This window comes from Deferribacter autotrophicus (genome assembly GCF_008362905.1).
GTDB lineage: Bacteria > Chrysiogenota > Deferribacteres > Deferribacterales > Deferribacteraceae > Deferribacter > Deferribacter autotrophicus.
In genome coordinates, this window is the sequence record NZ_VFJB01000004.1 from 1 (window position 1) to 21,021 (window position 21,021).

The window sequence follows — 21,021 nt, forward strand, 5'->3', positions numbered from 1 at the left end:
TAATGTTCCGTCCAGTATTTGGAAAGCTGAAGGTGGGGACAACATTCTCGACGGTTTCTTCCAACCAATGAGAAAAAGTCCTTTATCACCTTCAGTGCTCTATAAATTACATAAGCTGTTTTTAATCTTTTGTTAACCATTTTCTTCATATTTCTAATATACGATGAGAAAAATGTTTTTCCGTAAATTTTATGTCATAAATAACTGTCAATTTTGTAAAATTCAATACATCTAATAAAAAAATGGGGTGACTCCAGAAGTGAAAATACCTTGCATATTTTCAAGATTGATTTAATATATGGTATTAAATTCATTAATAAGTATAATGGAAAAATGGATCTATACAGAAATATACCTAGAAAAGATAAACTTTTATCACTATTTAATGATGATTATGCTAAAACAATATTAAATTATGCAATTGATCAGGAATTAAGCAATCTTAGAAAACTTATTGCTGATAACAAAATTCATAAAATAGACGAACAATTACTTATTAAAAATATCGATAAAAGATATAATGAGCTTATAAGTGGCTCTCTTAAAAGAGTTGTAAATGCTACAGGAATAGTTCTTCACACAAATCTTGGTAGAGCTCCCCTATCTGAAGATTTTATTCACAATATTAAGGATATTGTTTCAAGATATTCCAATCTTGAATATGACCTTGAAAAAGGAGTGCGAGGTGAAAGATATCATCATGTTGTGGAATATTTAAAAATAATTACAAACTGCGAAGATGCTCTGGTTGTAAACAATAATGCGGCAGCAGTTTTTCTTATAAATAATACTTTCAATAAAGGGAAAAAAGTTATTATTTCTCGCGGAGAATTAGTGGAAATTGGAGGCAGTTTCAGAATACCGGAAGTTATAGCAAATAGTGGCGCTATTTTAAAGGAAGTAGGCACAACCAACAAAACAAAAATTAGTGATTATGAAAATGCAATTGATGAAGATACAACAATGATTATAAAAATTCACAAAAGCAATTATGCAATTATAGGTTTTACTGACGAAGTGCCATACAGAGAAATCCCAAAGATTGCTCAAAAATTCGGTCTATTATCTTATTGTGATCTTGGAAGTGGAAGTATTATACCTGGTATTGGTTGTAATGAGCCAACTTTGTCTGAGATTTATAATTATGGCTATGACTTAGTTAGTTGTAGTGGAGATAAACTTTTTGGATCTGTGCAAGCAGGAATTATTATCGGAAAAAAGAAATTAATCGAAAAATTAAAGAAAAATCAACTTTTGCGAATGCTTCGTGTAGATAAAATTACTTTATCTCTTCTTCAAGAAACTTTGAAGGCTTACCTAACAGATAGCTACAATAATATCAGATCCGTAAATCTTCTAGGCACCCCTTTAACCGATTTATTAAAAAAAGCAAAAAAATTGAAAAGAATTTTAAACCGCCATCTATCTGATTACTTTGATTTTGAAACAAAAGAAATCACCAGTTATACAGGCGGAGGTAGCTGTCCTATGCATGAGATTAAATCTTATGCTGTTATTTGCAAGTCCAAAAAAATTGACATAAATAAAATTGAAAATTTTTTACGAAAGTATCACATTCCTGTCATTATAAGATTGGTAGATAATAAAATTGTTCTTGACGTTCGCACTATATTTGAAGATGAATTTGTTTTGATTAAGGACGCACTAGTATGGGCTACAAATCAGTTATCGTAGGCACAGCTGGACACATTGATCACGGCAAGTCATCTATTGTCAAAGCTATCACAGGAATAGACCCAGATAGATTAAAGGAAGAAAAAACAAGAGGGATTACTATAGACCTTGGTTTTGCTCATCTCAAAACTGATGACTTGATAATATCTTTTATCGATGTTCCAGGTCACGAAGCTTTAGTCAAAAATATGATAGCTGGAGCTACTAATTTTAATATCTGTCTCTTAGTAATTGATGCCAAGGAGGGGATCAAGGCTCAAACTATTGAACATTGCAATATAATCGATTACCTAAATGTTGAAAATCTTATAATTGCACTTAATAAAATTGATCTTGTAGATAAATCTACTGTTAGGCATAGAATATCTGAAATTGAGACATTCCTTACGAATTATAACTTTAAAAACGTTGAAATAGTCCCAACCTCAATCAAACAATCTGATTCAATAAATATTATTAAAAATAAAATTGTAAATTATGCTAAAAAATATGAAGATAACAGATTAGACTTTCCTTTTTTAATGCACATTGATAGAGTTTTTTCTTTAAAAGGTCATGGTACCATTGTTACTGGGACCACAAACTTTGGTAGTTTAAAACAAGGTGAAACAGTCACCATTTTTCCAATAAATTTTCACGCAAAAGTTAAATCCATTCACAATCACAATGATTTAGTTTCAAACGTCTTACCTAACATGCGTACTGCCTTAAATTTGAGTGATGTAAAAAAATCTGATCTTTCAAGAGGCTACGTTATTCACAAAGGGGATTATTATTCTACTAACATATTTTATGCAAAAATAAAGATCTTTAAAAAGCTTAACTCTGAATTCAGCATCAAATCAAACAAAAAATATCTTATTTTTTATGGTACTGACTTTTTTTATGCTAAAATCATTCTTCTTGATAAAAAGGAAATTAAAAACGACGAATCAGCTTTTGCTATAATAAAACCTGATAAAGAAATAATCACTTACCCAACTGAAAAAATGCTAATAAGAAGCGGATCTCCACAAATTACTGTTGCAGGTTTAACAGTATTGTTTTGTGACAAGCTAAATTTACAAAAAAATGACTTACTTACTTTTCTAAAATATATTGATGATAATAACCTCAAATCTGCTCTTGATTTTCTAATTACACAGCAATCTTACTATCCCTTTAAAAACTTACATCAACTTTTTCACATTCCTAAAAAAGAATTTATTCATCTATTAAGTAGTTTAAAATTAAATACATGTTCAAACATAATCTATCCTGAATTATTTATATCAAATATTATTCAAGAAACATTAAACATACTTAAAAATACTAATAAGTTAGATCTAAATTCAATAAATTCATTCAGAAATTTGCCACAATCATTAAAAGAAAAAATTATTTCAAAACTAAAAGCAAACTTTAAAGATGAAAATTATTTTTTTGTAGGCAGTATAGTACAAAAAAAAGAACAATCAGAGTTTGAAAAGCTTGCAGATAAGGTCTTATCTTTAATGAAAAAAGATCTTTCTATTACAAATTCTGCCAATATTTCTGAAAGATTATATATAGACAGACAAAAAGCTGAAAAAATACTTACTTATTTGCAAAATCGTGAAAGAATCAAAAGAATTTCTGAAAATATATACATCCCAACATATAGACTGGATAAAATTATAACTTCTGCAATCGATCTTGCAAAAAAAGATGGCTATATTGACATAAAAAACATAAAATCTATCGTAAACGCACCAAGAAAAACTTTAATAGCAATACTGGATTATCTCGACACCACCAATCTTTTCACAAAAAAGGAAAACAAACGATTTTTATCTAATTTGAGTAAAAACTTATAGCTTCAAAATTAACAGTAATTCCACAAAGTTACGGGATTTGGTATAAAACAACCAAAATAATTTCATCGGCGAACCTTATACTTGTATATCAAAAAAATACATATGCAAAAACCTTATTCCATGGGTTCAAGGTTCAACACGTGAAATAATACCGTACGCATTGTAATTACCGAACAATAAAACTTGAGTTGTGTTTAGTCAATATACTATACAAATGCTTTACTACACGTGTTCAAGGTTGAGATGTGAAATGGATGTTTGTAGTTATTTGTACACATTCACCTATTCACCCATCTACTCATTCACCAATTTTTTTGCAAAGAATAGGATAACGTCAGTATAAAAATTATCTTGAATTTCCCATCTGTTTTGTTATGCTATTAGTATGAAAATCAAAAAATTACCCATTGGGCAATCATCATTTGAAAATCTTATTAAAAATAATTGTATTTATATAGATAAAACAGAGAAAATTTATCAGCTAATTACAACTGGTCAATTTTATTTTTTATCCCGTCCGAGAAGATTTGGCAAATCACTCCTAGTTTCAACTTTAAAAAACATATTTCTTGGCAACAAAGAGCTTTTCAAAGGGTTGTGGATTTATGAATCTGATTATGAGTGGAAAAAACATCCTGTAATTACAATCGATTTCAATGAAATACTTTTAGATACCTCGCCTAAATTGCTTCAAGGTCTGGCTAAAACACTAGATAAAATAGCCAATTATTATGAAATTAAATTGTGTGAAGTTGAATATAAATATAAATTTGAAGAGTTAATTGTAAAATTAAAAGGTAAATATGAACATGATGTAGTAGTTTTGATTGATGAGTACGATAAACCGATAATAACCCATCTTGGAGTGGGTGAAGAGAGATTAAAAATAGCAAAAGAAAATAGAGACATATTAAAAAGTTTTTATGGCACTTTAAAAGGTGAAAATGTAATAAAGAATTTGAGGTTTGTATTATTGACAGGAGTTAGTAAGTTTTCTAAAGCTGGTGTATTTTCTGAGTTGAACAATCTAAACGACATTTCGATGCATTCAAAGTATGCTGATTTGTTAGGGGTGACAGAGGATGAGTTGAGACTTCATTTTGACGATTACTTGCAAGAGACAGCGGATGAGCTTGGCATAGAAAATGAGAAATTAATTTCAAAGATAATTGACTATTACAACGGTTATAGATTCTCAGAGAAAAATTTGAAAGTAATAAATCCATATTCTCTTTTATGCTTATTTGACAACAGGATGTTTAGGAACTATTGGTTTGAGAGTGGTACACCTACATTTTTGGTAAATCTGTTAAAGCAGGAGGACTTTTATCTGCCAAGGGTGGAGAATTTAATAGTAAAAGAGAGCATATTTTCCACCTATGAACTTGAGGATTTGGACCCTACAGCGTTGTTATTCCAGACAGGTTATTTAACTATTAAAGATTACTATATTGATACAAATGAATATGTATTAAGCTATCCTAACAAAGAGGTGAAATACTCATTTTTGGAGATACTGTATAAGAGTTATACGAATGATATTGACAATGATAATCGTTTTTTAGAATTAGGCAGAGCATTGAGGTCAGGAAATATAGATAAATTTATTGAGCTAGCGAAACTAATATTTTCAAGAATAGCGTACAGTGTGGGCAGTAAGTTGAATGAAGCTAATTTTCACACATTATTTTATTTGATGGTGAGTGCAGGTGGAGCGCCTGCTGAGATGGAAATTCTTAGTTGTGATGGCAGGATAGATATGGTGGTAAGCTGGAAGGATAAGATATTCATTATGGAGTTTAAATGCGATCAGAGTGCGGAAAAGGCTTTGGAGCAAATAAAAGAAAAAAATTATAGTTCAAGGTTCAGAGTTCAAGGTTCAAAGTTGTATCTGATAGGTATAAATTTTGATACAAACATAAGGAACATATCTGATTGGAAGTCTGAAGTGATTGGATAGATGCGTAGATGAGTGAATGTGACAACCCCGCCCAGTTGCGTGTATATGTTGCTCGATGATTGAATAATATTGTAAACGCTATATAGCCTTTATGAGCTGTGGTGCGGATGAGTGAATGGTAAATATGTAAATGGGTAAATTATAGATTTTTTAATTAAAAACAAATATTAACCGTTAACTCCGCTATATTTAGACAATATGATTTTACTTTACACATTGTTAACATGAATAAAATATTCTTGGTTTACTGTTTTAACTATGGCCTATTTATGGACATGTTTTGTTTCGTTACTCTAATCTGCTGTAAAAACAACTACAGGTAATTTTGAGAAAAGTAATCTTCTATGTTTTATCATATTCCGTAAAATTGCGTAGTTACCGTTTAATCGCAATACTGGATTATCTCGACACCACCAATCTTTTCACAAAAAAGGAAAACAAACGATTTTTAAAAATTAACTAGTAGCCACTTTATCAGTGGCTACTAGTTTAGGTTCAAGGTTCTAATGCATTCTTGCGAAAAGCGATAGCGACGAAGCGATTTCCCTCTACTTTGTCATTGCGAGGAGCGGCAGCGACGAAGCAATCTCCCTCGTTGTTCCGCTCCCTTGTCATTGCGAGGGACGTAGTCCCGAAGCAATCTTCTCCGTCGACAACTATCATCTTTCACACAAAAAATTGCTTCGCTAACGCTCGCAATGACGAGGAGAGGAATTGAACGAGTGATTGCTTTGCTACGCTCGCAATGACAAAACTATTCGCCGTTATCGCAACAACCCTATTCTCCGTCATCGCGAGGAACAAAGTGACGAAGCGATCTCTTGATTTTTAGTTCATATTTTATAAAATGAAATTATGGAAAAGAAAGGGTATGTTTACATAATGACAAACAAGAACAATACTGTGTTAAAGTCAAGTAAAAATCCCCACCTTAGGGCCCTTAAAATTCCCCAGTTACCTTTTAGTATTTTTCATAGATTGTAAACTTTTGATTCTATAGCTTTCACCATTGATTCTAAAAATATGAGCATGATGTACGAGTCTATCTATGATAGCAGAAGCTAAAACAACATCACCAAATATATTACCCCACTCTTCGAAAGGCCTATTAGTAGTGATAATTATAGAATTATTTTCATATCTATGTCTGATTATTTCAAAAAATTCATCAACATGGTTTAAAGGTATTTTCTTAAAACCAACCTCATCAATTATCAGTAAATCCACACTTAAAAACTGTTTTAATACACTAAAATAACTACCATCTCCTTTCGATGATATTAATTTTGATACCATGTCATTGGCGTGAATAAATAAAACCTTGTATCCTTTCTTTAAAGCCTCTAATCCTATGGCATTTGCAAGATGTGTTTTGCCAACTCCTGGATTACCCATGAATATTATATTCTTCTTTTCTTCTATAAATCTGCAACTACTTATATCAAGTATTTCTTGCTTATTCAGTTCAGGCTGATAAGTAAAATCATACATAGATAATGTTTTGGATGAATCCAACTTAGATTTTGAAAATCTTCTCTTAAAAGAATTATTCTGTCTGTTCACTGACTCATCATCAAGTAACAATTCAAGAAAATCCAGGTAACTCAAACTGTTTTCTATTGCATATTGATTTCGGCTTTCTAATGTCTTTGCCATTCCGGATAACTTAAAATTTGTTAGTTTTTTTAAAATATCTTGCATTTATACCCTCCCCCTCATCAATTAACTAATAAATCATATTTACTTAAATCATTCGAAAAACCACCACAGTTAACCGATTCTTTAGATGACGCATCTTTTTGAGTATATAAACCAGTTTCACATATCCTCTTTACTGACAAATAACTAATGGAATTAAACTCATTTGCTCTCTTACATGCCAATTCCACTGTATCTTTATCATAACTCTTCATCAAATTAAAAATTCCTTGCATCATACGGTGATAATGATGGGGCTTTTCTTCCTTTAACCTGTTATAAAATTCAAAGGTGTTTGTACCTATCTCAAGCGATTTTGCTTCATAATCTACAGATTTTAATTTCGGATTATGAGATTCTTTTGTTATGAATTCTCCTACTGATTTAGATATATTGTGAATTGCTATCTCTTCATATTTATCATTGTAAATTTTTAATATATTACCATTGCTGCGAATACTTACTTTGTTGCCTATGTAATTGTAGGGTACTGAGTAGTAATTATATCTGTAAGTAATGTGACCATAGCGGTTTACTATTCTTTCCGATATGTCATAAACCTCGTATCTCTGAGATGGTAAAGGCTGCAATTTACTTTTCTCCTTATCTACAAATTGTTCAAAAGGAATTTTTCTTGTCGTGCCATGTATTTTCTTGTTACATACATTGTCTTGCCACTTTCGTAGAAGACCTTTGACTTTATAATAATCTTTTTCTTGAATTGATTTGAAAAAATTATTCTTCACATATTTAATTCCGCTTTCCACTTTCCCTTTCTCCTGGGGATATCTCACCTTACAAGCAAATGGACTGCTACCGTAATATTCAAGCATTGCAGCATACTCTTTCTGTATTACAGGTTCATAAAAATTTGCTTTCAATACTCCAGATTTTAAATTGTCTATCTTGATTACTCTAGGAATTCCTCCAAAATATTCAAATGCATTAATGTGGCATCTTAAAAATGTTTCTACGTCCTGACTCCTAACTATTTCATAATATTTATATCTGCTATGAGATAGCACCATGCAAAATATCCAGCTCTTTACTTTTTTACCTTTTTCGCTATCATAAAGATAACCTATGTAACCGAAGTCCACTTGGGCTTCTTCGCCTGGTGGGGAAATTAATGGGACATAAATTCCATCCGGGCCTTTTAATTTCCTAACATACTTTTTCACACAACTGTAGCTTACGGATAAACCATGATCACTTATTAGTTTCTGATGGATTAATACTGCTGTTAAACCTTCTGAGAGGTATTCGATTATTTCTTCTTTGTAAGCCTCTAAAACACTTACTCTTGAAAATTTGGGTGTTTCTACTTTACCGTCTTTCACTTTGTCCCTTATCTTTCTCACTGTCTTCCTGTCGATCCCTAATTCCCTGGCTATTTGGGAAATATTTTTGCCTTGCGACAACAATGTCTTTACTGTGTAATACATTTCTACCCCCAGCATTTTATTTCCTCCAACCTGTGTATTTGTTGGAGGATGTTAACATACACAGGTGGGGATTTTTAAGGGCCTTTTACTGGGGAATTATTGTACCTTTAACAACTGTTTTATATACATGTGTTACAAGTAATCTCTTGAAAAGAGTTTATGAACATAAGCATGAATTAGTTGATGGATTTACAAAAAGATATAAGATTAAAAAACTTGTGTATTATGAAGTTTTTGATTCGATTGAAGAGGCAATAAAGAGGGAGAAACAGATAAAAGGTGGCAGTAGGAAGAAAAAGATTGCTCTGATTGAAAGTATAAATCCTAATTGGAGTGATTTGTATTATCAATTGGATTAAATTCTTTACCTATTTTATTATTGATTAAGAGATTGCTTCGGGTCTTACGACCCTCGCAATGACAAGAAGAGGAACTGGAAGAGAAATTGCTTCGCTACCGCTCGGTGGTGGCAAATAAAGTGTGTCGTCGTGGTGAGATCGCTTCGCTAAAACACTCTCTGATGAGAATAATGACATAGATGTGCTGGTGTTACAAAAAAAGCCCGCCATATGGCGGGCTTTTTGCTTAAGACTTATAAAGGAATTAGAAACTTAAGCTGATTTTATGATATGCTCTAATAACTGGATCTGGATCAGACTGACCATCAAGATCAATTTTTGCATAACCGAAAGCTACAGAATATACAAGCCCTTTCTTAATAGTATATGCAGCACCAAGATCTACTTCATAAGCTGTAGCATCTTCAAGATAATTAGTAGTTGTTGAGTTGCCTTCTTGGTTAGAAGTTACGTATGTAAGTGATGCATTAGCTGTTAACTTATCCATAACAGGAGCTTTTGCGTAAACTTGATAAGCAGTCATACCTGTAAGGCCATCACCGCCACCAAAACCAACCCAGTCACTCAATACAAGTGTCAAATCAAAATCATCATCAAAGTCGTAACCTTTTTGAGCATCTTTATCATAACTACCGTATGCAAAAATACCACCTACTTTAACTTTGTCAATCATAGTATATGCATTTACATAAATTCCATATACATCATAATCTGTGCCATAATTCTTATCAAATTCAACGTTGTCATAATCAAACTCAGCTTCAAAACCTATCACTCCAAACTTACCCATTGCAGCAATATCAAATGATGTAGTTTTCTTACCATCTGTACTGTTATCAACATATGCATTGTTTGTGCCAGCACTATCAACAGTATAAACTACCAGTGGCTTAATTGTGATATCCCCAGCTTTGAAAGTCAAACCAATTGCATAAGAATCGCTATCATCTTTTTCAGCATCTTTATATTGAAGTTCTTTACCTTTTTCAGCGTTTTTTTGAACCCAAGCCACTAAAGAACCATAAGGTAAAGCCTGAGTAATCTTTACTCTATATTTTCCGCCAACATCATTACCAAAAGCTGTTCCCCAGCCTCCACCAGACATAAGACCAGCATCAAGTTTTGTACCTGTAGCAAATTTATGTGTCAACCAAGCTCTTTCAGCAGCAATATTGTCATCAGTATCATTTTCATTTGCATTTTTCCAATCTTCATCATGAATAGCAAATCTTGTTGTCACCCATGTGTCTTCATCAACTACTAACTTAGCCCAAAGATTCATATCTTGATCAAAATATGAAAAAGATGGAGCATTACTTGTTTGTAAATCAACTTTCTTATCACCGTCTAAGTCAGAACCGTTTTTAATATAGCTACCTCTTACATAAAAATTACCGCTGAGCTTAAGCTCAACTGCAAAAGATGTTGCTGCAAATGCTAACAACGCTAAAAAAACTAAAAACTTCTTCATACTTCTTCCTCCTGTAGGTTTTTATTTTTTCTTACTATAATTGCCATTTTCAAAACCAATGTTCTAGAATCCTTCATCACTATTATTTCTCTTCATCCCTCCTTTCATTATTAATTAATATAACACATATATTTCTTATCATAATGTTTTAACGGTGTCAACAAGAAGAGTGTATTTTTTATCATTTTACTTCAAGATATATAAATTCACTTTTTGTACCCTTGAATAAACCACTACCAAAATTTCTAAGCAAGACTACATAATTCTTACCAAATCTTTCTTCCCCATAATAATCCACAATAGTCGGCTTAAATGTATCTGACTCCCATATCTTTCTTATCATTTTCCTTTGCCATATCAACCCTTCAAAAACTGAACCTTTAAACTTTAACAAGTTTGGCAACACATCTGAAACTTGCTCATTTTTTAATATATATATTTTACCACCATCATATACATAAACTCTCCCCTTTAAAAATTTTTTATAATGCAATATTTCAAAAGGATCATCTTCATTTCTATTTATATACTCTTTTTTAACTTTTTTTTCATTTTCTAACATAAAATAATATGGGGTCTTACCAAAATAATTATGACTTTTAAAGATTTTCTTACCATCTTTAATGATAATAAGCCTGAATTGTTTATTTAAATATAATATTTCTTTTTTCCCATCGTTATCAATATCACCGTATCCAAAGCCAAAAATTCCGATACCATTTGTCCCGTCAATGGCATCTCCTCTTACATAATCAGCTTTATATTCATAATAATGAATCTTACCCAGATATTCACCATCTCTTGATATTCTCTGACATACCAGTTTCTTATGGCCATTCACCATAATTGTCCTAAAAATATATGGAATACTTCTTTTCAATAATTTTGGCTTATTATCATCAAATTCGTAAATTGCAGATTTTATATTTCTTCCATTCTGCAAATTTGAAATAAAAATTTCATCAATACCATTTCCATTTAAATCAATTGTTTCTACATTCAAAATTTCATCAAAATCACCGTCAATCCTGGTCACATACTCAAAATCATCTCCAGTAAATTTATAGATATATACCGTATCCTCATCAGCTGTAACAATATATTCATAATCATCGTTAAAAATATGACCAACACTGATAGTCCGTAATTCTTTATCAATTGGCTTGCTTCTCAAAATATCAGCAGTCATCAATGATGGCTTACCTTTTGACAAATAGCTTAAATTGACATCTGCATAATATTTTTTAGCAATCAACTTACCATCAAAAAATATCATATATTCAATACCACCTTTTTCATCTTGCACAAAATTAATCAGATAATTGCCACTATCTGAAACAATAAAGTTTGTAGCATCAGCCAAGTCTTGTTTCATTAATAATTCTAATCTTCTATTGAAATTTTCATAATTTACTTTAACCTTGACAGGAGTTTCACTGATTACCACATCTCCTTTTCTAAAATCCTCTTTTTTATCAAATACAGATGCTATAGAGTATTTATCAAAAACTTCAATTATTTTAACTTTACCCAAATATGAGCGTTTTACTCCAAGAACCTCTCCCGTAATTGGGTGAACTATCTTCTTTCCTTCTCTGTATACATTTAACACTCTACCCCTGGTAACACCGTCTTCTTTTGTCAAATCAGTATAAACCGTATCACCTTCCACAGCTACCACATACCCTTTTACGGGGGCAAGTAAATTATCTATTTCTCCTACCAGTTTTTCGAATCTTGCAAAACTCACTAAGGGAACCAATAAAAATAGAATTACAAAAAATCTTTTTAACATATCACCACCTCTTTATTTCAAAAAAATACAGAGTATTACACAGTAAAACATACATAAATTACGTAACTGTTGATGTGTTAAAGATTGCTTCGTCGCTTACGCTCCTCGCAATGACGAAGAAGGCTGTCACCAGCGAGCGTTAGCGAAGCAATCTCAATGCTACAAGTAAATTATGACCATAGCAATTAACTATGCAATACCCTTAAATATTATTAATACTAGATGATGAAAAATGCAAATGGTTTTGATAACTTCTCGTGTAGGTGTGAGTGTGGGTGGAAATGTGGGTGGAAGTGTGGGTGCAGTTGGTGGGTGATGGGTGTTAGGTGATAGGTGGTGGGTAAAAATAAAAAAATGGCTAAAATTTGCTAAAGTTTTTAAAGTTATTGTCGATAGAGTAACTGCAGGGATGCGAAAATTTTGACATGGATGTGACCGTGAGGTTGTGTCCATGAAAATAGATTTTATCCCTGCAAATGGTATTTTAAACAGTATCAATAATTTCACTAATGCAGTAAACAGCTCAGTTGAAAAACTATCTACAGGAAAAAGAATAAACAATGCAAGTGATTCACCAAGTGAAATTAGTTTCACAGCAAGATTAAAGGCTGCCATCGACTCTCAAAAAACGCTTTTAAACAATATTCAGGATGGAATCTCACTGTTTCAAACAGCCGATTACTCTTTAAGTGGTTCATCAGGACTCCTTGATATTCTGAATACTATTCGCGAAAAAGTTGTGGAAGCCGGAAATGTTACACTTACATCCAGTGATATAAATAACATACAAAATGAAATCAACGATCTCATTGATGAAATAGACAATATCACCACATCAATCGAATTTAATACAAAAAAAGTGTTTAACGGTGATTATCTTGCCACAGTAACTTCAAGCTCCCCATACATAAATGCCTACCCCCTTGATAAAATGGATACAGTTACTATTGAACTTTCAACCATTACTGGTGCAAGCTATCATAAATACCAAAACAGCGTGCAACCCAACCCCACAGTCTCAGCAACAACCGATTATACGGCCACACTAGGTACTTTGGGGACTGTAAGTACTTCCGGTACTGCTTCAGCATCAAACAGCTATGAAATTATTTTTCAAGATAGCTCATCATTTAATGTATACGATAACAGTACAGGTACTCTCGTCACTTCAAGCACAACTGACACTCCTTTTACTCTCGATGGAGTAACCATCACCATTAGCTCTGGTGGCACTTATTCAGCAAATTATAAAATCTATCTTGATACAACTAGCGGATCTGCCACAGTTTCTTATGCAGAAGGCAACAGAGGAACATCACCAAGCATTTCAAATGCTACATGGTCATCTGATGTCATGTTAAATTCTTATTTTTATATAAAAACAGATTTTGATGGTAGTACATTAAAATATAACGTTTTTGACAAAGACAACAACGCAATGGGTAATTGGACAACCATTGGTTCTCAGTTCACAGCTTTTTCCGATTCAAAACTTGCAGGAAGTACATTTACCTTCAACGTAACAGATCCCGGCAAAGGAGACATCTGGAAAATAGATTTTGGCTCTTATAACTCCCTTTCAACATCAGGAGGCACATTTGTAATTGAAGGACTGAACAACTCTATTACCGTAAGCTGGAATGGTAATGATAGATTGAGTGATATTGTAAATAGAATTAATAGTTATAATGATGTAGCATCTGCCACAATAACCACTTCTGGTTCAAATACTTATCTTGTAATAAAATCGCTTGAAAAAGGAAGTGCGGGAAAAATCAGAATATACGATTCATTAGGCAATTTCACATCTACTCTAGGCTTATCAGAGGTATCTAACACAGGAGTTGACGCTTCATTAACCTACAATGGTATCACTTATACATCACCAAATGGAGAGTTTAATAATGTTGTAAACAATATTTTAATTAAAGTAAAAGATGAGTCAAATGTAAATAATGCAGTAATCTCTATAATCAATAAAAGCACCATAATTCCACTAAATATCAATGGGACCACTCCATTAGAAGTATATATTAAAGATATGACACCAGAGGCCCTTGGATTAAAGGATGTAAATGGTGATTATGCCATCGACATTTCCACATCCAGTAGTCGCGAAAAATCATTAAGTCTAATCGATTCAATTATTGAAAAGGTCTCAACTGAAGCTTCAAGAGTGGGGAGTATGGAAAACGTTTTGAGCTACCACCTGGATCAGATTACGTCAAACAACACTGCACTTAATTCATCTTACTCAAATCATATGGATACAGATATAGCAGAGGAGCTTGCAAAACTCACTGTAAATCAAATGTTACTTAACAGCGCCACAACAATGCTAACAAAAAGGGAAGAAATTACAACCACGGTAATGACACTATTAGGGATTAATATAAAGACAAGTTAAATATGACTGGAGTCACCCCATTTTTTCATAAAAAACAAATAAAAAATGTAAAATTGGTCAAAGGATGAGATCGCTTCGTCACTTTGTTCCTCGCGATGACGCAGTGGTGAGATTGCTTCGTCGCTATCGCTCCTCGCAATGACGTAGACATGATGTCATTGCGAGCGCAGCGAAGCAATCTCTTTACCATCATTGTGTTACGGCTAAAGTTCGTGTTAACCATATTTTATATTTTTGTATTATGCAACACCCTGTTAGCTTTAATACCAATAAATTACAAGCTTAATGAATTAAAAAATTGGGAAGATGGGAAAGGAGGGAAATAGAACGTTCTAACGTTTGAACGTTCTAACATTTAAAACTTAGTACTTATCACGTACACTTACACCTACACTTACACTTAACACTACTTAGCTTTTGCCAACTCTACCAGTGGCTTTCTACCTCTTCTGTTCTTTTTAAAGATTGATAAAATATATTCTGCTTCTTCAAAAGGCACAGTAATAAATGAAAATTTTTCAAAAACCTTTACGTCCCTAATCTTCTTTAAATCCACCTTGCATTTATCAGCTATAAACTTCTTAATATCAGTTTCATTCATACCGTCCATTCTACCCTTTGCCACAAAAAGTCTGGTTTTTCCTTTTCTATTGACTGATACTTCCTCAATCTCTTTATAACTTTGAATATCTAAATCATCACTAAACCTATATTTCAACATAGCAGCCACCACAGATTCTGGCGCAAAATTTTGCAATAGCTCTTTGGCAAAAAATTCAAATTCTTTATATTCCCCGTTTTCAATTATTGAAGTAATATCTTGCTTAATCATCTCCTTCTTATTTTGAATCAGTTCATCGATACCGGGCAATTTTTCCTTTTTTATCTTCGTATTTGATATCCTCATAATATACAATAGATTCTTATACTCCGATGGCGTAACAAAGGTAATAGCCATCCCTTTTTTACCAGCCCTCCCCGTTCTGCCAATCCTGTGAACATAGCTTTCGGGATTTTGAGGAAGAGAATAATTAATAACATGGGTAAGATTATCAATATCTATCCCTCTTGCCGCCACATCGGTGGCCACGAGCATATTTACTCTTTTTGTCTTAAACTTATGAAGAATTCTCTCCCTTTGATACTGGGACAAATCACCATGCAAACCTTCAGCATTGTAGCCTCTGTCAATTAACTTGTTTGCCACTTTATCCACATCTACCTTTGTTCTACAAAAAATCAATCCGTAAAATTCCGGATACAAATCCCTTATACGACATAAAGCTTCAAATTTATCTTCCTCATTCACTTCAAAATAAATCTGTTCAGTCAAAGCGGTGGTAAGTTGTTTACTCTCTACTTTGACAACTTCATACCCTTTCATGAAGTTTTTAGCTAAATTCAAAATCTCCTTCGGCATTGTAGCCGAAAAAAGCAATACTCTTCTATTTTCAGGCGTATACCGGAATATTGTTTTTATGTCATCTATAAACCCCATATTCAACATTTCATCAGCTTCATCAAGAATGAAATATTCAATACCAGAAATCTTCAAACTGCCACGTTTCAAATGATCAAGAATTCTGCCCGGTGTTCCAACTACAATATCCACGTTCCCGCTCAATCTTTTTAATTGCAACTCCATAGATTGACCACCATAAACCGGAACAACGGTTATTCTTCTTCTACCTTTTAAAGAATTTATCTCTTCAGCCACCTGATTTGCAAGTTCTCTGGTGGGAGTTAAAATCAAACAACTAATTCCTTCATTCTTTCTGTCAATTTTCTCAATCACAGGAATTCCAAAGGCAGCTGTCTTTCCTGTCCCGGTCTGCGCTTGAGCAACGATGTCATTCTCACCATTTAATATTTTAGGTATTACAAGCTTCTGAATATCAGTGGGCTCTTCAAATCCTTTCTTTTTAAGCGCTTCAATAATACTTTTTGATACTCCAAGTTTTTCAAATTCTTTCATACTTTGCATAAATATAACCTTCCTTCTTTTTTTATTGGCAAACGAATTCGGCATTTTTAAACAAACTTCTACACAAACCCATTCTGTTTAGAACACCTAATTCTGTTTGCATATTGTAAGAAGAAAATGAAAATCGATTAACTTTAGATAAGTTGCTCTAATTTTTTTTGAAAATAGATTTCTTTCTCTTCAAGCTCACTCAGTTTGATTTCGTATCGACTGTAAAGCTCATCGATATTTTTTTCAAGATTTTTCAATTCCTTGCTCAAAGAAGCAATCTCTTCAAAATTGCCTTCCACTGAATACTTTAAAATCAAACTGTTCAACTCTTCTTTACGACTTTCACTTTCTTCTATAGCTTTTTCCAGCTCTTCTACCTCTCTTGCCAGAGGATTCAGTACCTTTGACTTCTCGGCAATCAGTTCTGCCTTAAGTCTCCTAATATCCTTTTTAGAAAGTTTATTTTTCTCCTCTTTCCTGTCCCTTTCAAAATCCTCTTCATCCCATCCAATCTTTTCTAAAAACTCATCATAAGTTCCTTCAAACAAAAAAACTGCGTCCTTTTTAAATACAATTAGCCTATTTGCCACTTCTCTCAAAAAAGTTTCATTGTGGGTTACCATCAATACGGCACCTTCAAATTTTAATAACGCCTCAAGCAACGCATCGGTGGAATAAATATCCAGATGATTTGTGGGCTCGTCTAACATAAGCAAATTTACAGATTTTGCAATAACTTTTCCTAGCATTACCCTACTTTTTTCTCCACCTGACAAAACACTGATTTTTTTTAATGCATCATCCCCACCAAACATCATAATACCTGCAATATCCCTTGCTCTTTGCCTGTCCACTTCCGGCGCCGAATACATAATCTCTTCCTCAATACTTCTATTATCCACCAGACTTGAAATGTTACTCTGTTCATAAACACCAAGCTCCACTCCGTTGTTGACCACTATTTCACCCTGCAACGGTTTCAATTTCCCGGAAAGCACCTTGATTAACGTTGTTTTCCCTTTTCCGTTCGGTCCCACAATACAAATCCTATCTTTACTCCCCACTGTAAAAGATAAGTTTTGAAATAATATTTTATCTTCTGAATATCCAAAAGATATATCCTTTACATGCATCAGGTTTTTCCCTTCAAAGGGCTTATAACTGAACCGAAACTTTAGGTTTTTAATCTCCTCCAACTGTTCGATTCCTTCCAACTTTTCAAGTGTTTTAAGCCTAGATTGAACAAGATTGGCCTGTCTTGCCTTTGCTCTAAACTTTGAAATAAACTGCTCAATCTCTTTTTTCCTTTTCTCTACGTTTTGTCTTGTCTTTTCATACAGTTCATCATCCAAAGCTACTTGCTGGTAATATTTTTCTGTGTTTCCCTTTATTTTCCTAACTTTTTTCCTATGAATACCAAGTATATGGGTACATACTTCATCCATAAATCCTCTGTCATGGGTAATCAAAATAAATTCTTTTCTCCACTCTTTCAAAAACCTTGCAAGCCACCTGATAGACAGGATATCAAGATAGTTTGTTGGTTCATCAAGCAAAAGCATATCCGAATCAGCCACAAGCACCTTTGCAAGATTTATCCTTACCTGATAACCACCAGAAAAATCATGAGGATTTTTTTGTAAATCCTCTTTGGTAAAACCAAGACCAAACAATACCTTTTCTGCCTTCCATCTATTATCTTCCAGATTACTTTCTACCTCACTGTAAACTTCATCAAGCAAATTGCTTTTTGTAAACTCCAGATGCTGCTTTAAATAACCAATTTTATAATTTTTAGGAATATTTACTCTACCCGTATCAGGCTCTTCTTCTCCTGTAATTATCCTGAAAAGGGTGGTCTTCCCTTCCCCGTTTCTTCCCACAAGCCCAACTTTCTCACCACTACCAATGGTAAACGATATTGAATCAAAAAGAACTTTATCCCCAAATGTTTTACTCAAATTCTCTACACTTATCACAACACTCACCCTACACGAATTAGTTCTTAGTTCAACGTTCAATGTTCAAAGTTTTTAAATATTAAACTTCAAACAATTTTTAACTCTAAAATCCATTTTTACAAATCACAACTATTCATCATAAGGTTGCGTAAAAATATTTTTACGCAACCTACTCTCCCATTATTCCAATCTCTAACCATCAAACGTTGAACCTTGAACATTGAACTATTCTTTAATTTATTTCCTCTTTTATAATTTTTAAAAACTCCTCTAAAAGTTCTTCCTCTTTAACCTTTTTTAAAACTCTGCCCTTTTTAAAGATTATACCTACCCCTCTGCCACCAGCAATCCCATAATCAGCTTCCCTTGCCTCACCAGGCCCATTTACCACACACCCCATAACTGCAACAGTCACCTTTTTATCAAGTTTAGCGAGTTCATTTTCCACTTTAGATGCCAAATCCATCAAATCTATTTCACATCTACCACAGGTAGGACATGATATAATTTCAGCACCTCTATCACGTAGTCCTAGAGCTTTTAAAATCTCAAAACCTACCTTGACTTCTTCTACGGGATCAGCGGTAAGTGATACCCGAATTGTATCCCCTATTCCTTCTGCAAGAAGTGTCCCGATCCCTACTGCTGATTTCATGGTACCAGAAAAAAGCGTACCCGCTTCTGTTACTCCAAGATGAAGCGGATAATCTGATATTTTTGAAAATTCTCTGTATGCCTCAATGGTAGTCATGACATCACTACCTTTTAATGAAAACTTCATATTGTAAAAACGCTCCTTTTCAAAGAAGCGCATATATTTAAGAGCAGATTCCACCATTGCCCTAGCACAAACCCCATACTTTTCCCTAAATTCTTTCTCCAATGACCCGGAATTCACCCCTATCCTAATGGCAACATTATGTATTTTTGCCGCATCAATAACCTTTCTCACTTTATCTTCGCTACCAATATTTCCAGGATTTATTCTGATACCATCTGCACCATTTTCCATAGATAGAATAGCAAGCCTGTAATCAAAGTGTATATCAGCTATCAAAGGTATTTTTATAGCATCTTTTATTCTTTTGATACATCTTGCCGCTTCTTCATCTACCACGGCCACTCTTATAATCTCGCACCCTACCTCTTCAAGTCTTTTAATTTGCGCCAGAGTGCTCTCTACATCTCTGGTATCCGTATTTGTCATTGATTGGACGGTAATGGGATTTTTCCCGCCTATCTTCAAATTTCCAAGTGTAATTTCCTTTGTAACTCTTCTCATTTATATTTCACCTTTACTCATAGGATGAGTTTTATCATAAACTTTTAAAATCTCACTCAGGTTGAGATGAGTATACTTTTGCGTTGTGGAAAGGCTGGAATGCCCAAGCAGTTTTTGTATTGTCCTCAAATCCGCACCGTTTTCCAGAAGATGAGTAGCAAATGTATGTCTGAATGAGTGAGGACTATAGTTTAGCGGCAATCCTGCTATCTTCAAATATTTATCCACAATCCTTCTTACAGAGCGATCCGTAAGCCCGGTACCAAGTCTGTTTATAAAAACCTTATCTGTTTTCACCATTCTTTTTACTGCTATTCTCTCCCTTTCACTCAAATATTTTGATAATAACTCAAGTATATAGTCCGATAATGGAATTATTCTCATCTTTTTACCTTTTCCATAAATACGCACCCTTTTACCACTAAAATCGATATCATCCACTTTTATTCCCACCAATTCTGAAACCCTTACTCCTGTTCCGTAAAGAAACTCCAAAATCAGCGCATCTCTCAATCCTATGGGCTTGCTTTTATCAGGCAATTCAAGCAAATTGAAAATAGAGTCTATATCAAATACCGTTAAAAGTTTTTTATCTTTTTTTGGGAACTTTAACATCCTTGCCGGATTATCTTCAATAAATCCACGCTTTATGAGAAACTTGAAAAATGAACGCAACGAGGCAATCTTTCTTTCAATACTTCCTCTAGCAAGCCCCTTCTCATGCAAAAAAGCCACAAACCCTCTGAGCATGAAATAATCTATTTTATTAAGCATTATATTTTCATCCTCAAGATACAAAACTAAATCATTCAAATCATTCAAATACGATTTAACGGTATGCTGACTGCACTGCCTCTCATTTATAAGATACTGCTCAAATTTCATTATTGCATCATTTAATCGTAACATAATAACCAATTCCTATGAAAAAATCCTTTCGAACAAAATGCAGGGGGCAAAACCCTCGCACCTTTGAATATCTCGCTTTATCTTTACTGTTTATTAACAGAATATACAATAAAACCTACAAATTAAGCAACATTAAAATGTCTATTGAGGTGCTCAACAGAGCGAATTTGTGCACTTACCAACAACAAAATACAAAATCTGGCGTCACCCCATTTTTTACAAAACTTTT

At 33.3% G+C, this 21,021-nt stretch carries 13 protein-coding genes; 5 read left to right on the top strand and 8 right to left on the bottom strand.

Going from position 1 to position 21,021, the window contains the following annotated elements; translation table 11 throughout:
- The first annotated feature begins 333 nt into the window (after positions 1-333).
- The 3 genes from selA (at position 334) to FHQ18_RS03990 (ending at position 5,490) form a co-directional block, all read left to right on the top strand.
- Positions 334-1,695: an L-seryl-tRNA(Sec) selenium transferase gene (gene selA / locus FHQ18_RS03980; protein ID WP_149265883.1), complete on the top strand. Its 1,362-nt coding sequence runs from the start codon at positions 334-336 to the stop codon at positions 1,693-1,695.
- Complete coding sequence (gene selB, locus FHQ18_RS03985; RefSeq protein ID WP_149265884.1) at positions 1,671-3,530, top strand: selenocysteine-specific translation elongation factor; 1,860 nt, start codon at positions 1,671-1,673, stop codon at positions 3,528-3,530. The genes selA and selB overlap by 25 nt, the downstream gene beginning before the upstream one ends.
- A gap of 385 nt (positions 3,531-3,915) precedes the next feature.
- Positions 3,916-5,490 (top strand): ATP-binding protein, encoded by a 1,575-nt coding sequence (locus FHQ18_RS03990; RefSeq protein ID WP_149265885.1) that lies wholly within the window; start codon positions 3,916-3,918, stop codon positions 5,488-5,490.
- 954 nt (positions 5,491-6,444) lie between these two features.
- On the opposite strand, the gene istB is transcribed toward FHQ18_RS03990, so the two are convergent.
- Both istB and istA read right to left on the bottom strand, forming a co-directional pair.
- Positions 6,445-7,191 carry an IS21-like element helper ATPase IstB gene (gene istB, locus FHQ18_RS03995; protein ID WP_223144583.1) on the bottom strand — a complete coding sequence of 249 codons (747 nt, stop codon included), beginning with the start codon at positions 7,189-7,191 and terminating at the stop codon, positions 6,445-6,447.
- Positions 7,192-7,208: 17 nt separating this feature from the next.
- Positions 7,209-8,648, bottom strand: coding sequence for an IS21 family transposase (gene istA, locus FHQ18_RS04000; protein ID WP_149265869.1), 1,440 nt, complete (start codon positions 8,646-8,648; stop codon positions 7,209-7,211).
- An 80-nt stretch (positions 8,649-8,728) separates the two neighbouring features.
- On the opposite strand from istA, the gene FHQ18_RS04005 reads away from it, so the two are divergent.
- Positions 8,729-8,992 carry a GIY-YIG nuclease family protein gene (locus FHQ18_RS04005; RefSeq protein ID WP_342788482.1) on the top strand — a complete coding sequence of 88 codons (264 nt, stop codon included), beginning with the start codon at positions 8,729-8,731 and terminating at the stop codon, positions 8,990-8,992.
- A 244-nt stretch (positions 8,993-9,236) separates the two neighbouring features.
- On the opposite strand, the gene FHQ18_RS04010 is transcribed toward FHQ18_RS04005, so the two are convergent.
- Both FHQ18_RS04010 and FHQ18_RS04015 read right to left on the bottom strand, forming a co-directional pair.
- Complete coding sequence (locus tag FHQ18_RS04010; protein ID WP_149265887.1) at positions 9,237-10,463, bottom strand: hypothetical protein; 1,227 nt, start codon at positions 10,461-10,463, stop codon at positions 9,237-9,239.
- A gap of 181 nt (positions 10,464-10,644) precedes the next feature.
- Positions 10,645-12,258 carry a VCBS repeat-containing protein gene (locus FHQ18_RS04015; RefSeq protein WP_149265888.1) on the bottom strand — a complete coding sequence of 538 codons (1,614 nt, stop codon included), beginning with the start codon at positions 12,256-12,258 and terminating at the stop codon, positions 10,645-10,647.
- Between the two features lie 451 nt (positions 12,259-12,709).
- On the opposite strand from FHQ18_RS04015, the gene FHQ18_RS04020 reads away from it, so the two are divergent.
- Complete coding sequence (locus tag FHQ18_RS04020; protein ID WP_149265889.1) at positions 12,710-14,665, top strand: flagellin N-terminal helical domain-containing protein; 1,956 nt, start codon at positions 12,710-12,712, stop codon at positions 14,663-14,665.
- A gap of 406 nt (positions 14,666-15,071) precedes the next feature.
- On the opposite strand, the gene FHQ18_RS04025 is transcribed toward FHQ18_RS04020, so the two are convergent.
- The 4 genes from FHQ18_RS04025 to FHQ18_RS12600 all read right to left on the bottom strand — a co-directional run bounded on the left by FHQ18_RS04025 (position 15,072) and on the right by FHQ18_RS12600 (position 20,768).
- Entirely contained in the window at positions 15,072-16,649 is a 1,578-nt protein-coding gene (locus FHQ18_RS04025) for a DEAD/DEAH box helicase (RefSeq protein ID WP_149265890.1), read from the bottom strand.
- 134 nt (positions 16,650-16,783) lie between these two features.
- On the bottom strand, positions 16,784-18,619 hold the full coding sequence (locus FHQ18_RS04030; RefSeq protein WP_149265891.1) for an ABC-F family ATP-binding cassette domain-containing protein: 1,836 nt from the start codon (positions 18,617-18,619) through the stop codon (positions 16,784-16,786).
- A gap of 214 nt (positions 18,620-18,833) precedes the next feature.
- Positions 18,834-19,883: a flavodoxin-dependent (E)-4-hydroxy-3-methylbut-2-enyl-diphosphate synthase gene (ispG, locus tag FHQ18_RS12595; RefSeq protein WP_188020333.1), complete on the bottom strand. Its 1,050-nt coding sequence runs from the start codon at positions 19,881-19,883 to the stop codon at positions 18,834-18,836.
- The gene (locus FHQ18_RS12600; RefSeq protein WP_246798636.1) at positions 19,884-20,768 is read right to left on the bottom strand and encodes a tyrosine recombinase XerC; all 885 of its coding nucleotides are present in this window, start codon (positions 20,766-20,768) and stop codon (positions 19,884-19,886) included.
- Positions 20,769-21,021: the final 253 nt, after the last annotated feature.

Bases quoted from the DNA above. Each gene is read 5' to 3' on its own strand.
- istB (WP_223144583.1), bottom strand. From the start codon at position 7,191: ATGCAAGATATTTTAAAAAAACTAACAAATTTTAAGTTATCCGGAATG.
- selB (WP_149265884.1), top strand. From the start codon at position 1,671: ATGGGCTACAAATCAGTTATCGTAGGCACAGCTGGACACATTGATCAC.
- FHQ18_RS04015 (WP_149265888.1), bottom strand. From the start codon at position 12,258: ATGTTAAAAAGATTTTTTGTAATTCTATTTTTATTGGTTCCCTTAGTG.
- selA (WP_149265883.1), top strand. From the start codon at position 334: ATGGATCTATACAGAAATATACCTAGAAAAGATAAACTTTTATCACTA.
- FHQ18_RS04025 (WP_149265890.1), bottom strand. From the start codon at position 16,649: ATGCAAAGTATGAAAGAATTTGAAAAACTTGGAGTATCAAAAAGTATT.
- istA (WP_149265869.1), bottom strand. From the start codon at position 8,648: ATGCTGGGGGTAGAAATGTATTACACAGTAAAGACATTGTTGTCGCAA.
- FHQ18_RS04020 (WP_149265889.1), top strand. From the start codon at position 12,710: ATGAAAATAGATTTTATCCCTGCAAATGGTATTTTAAACAGTATCAAT.
- ispG (WP_188020333.1), bottom strand. From the start codon at position 19,883: ATGAGAAGAGTTACAAAGGAAATTACACTTGGAAATTTGAAGATAGGC.
- FHQ18_RS04010 (WP_149265887.1), bottom strand. From the start codon at position 10,463: ATGAAGAAGTTTTTAGTTTTTTTAGCGTTGTTAGCATTTGCAGCAACA.
- FHQ18_RS12600 (WP_246798636.1), bottom strand. From the start codon at position 20,768: ATGAAATTTGAGCAGTATCTTATAAATGAGAGGCAGTGCAGTCAGCAT.
- FHQ18_RS03990 (WP_149265885.1), top strand. From the start codon at position 3,916: ATGAAAATCAAAAAATTACCCATTGGGCAATCATCATTTGAAAATCTT.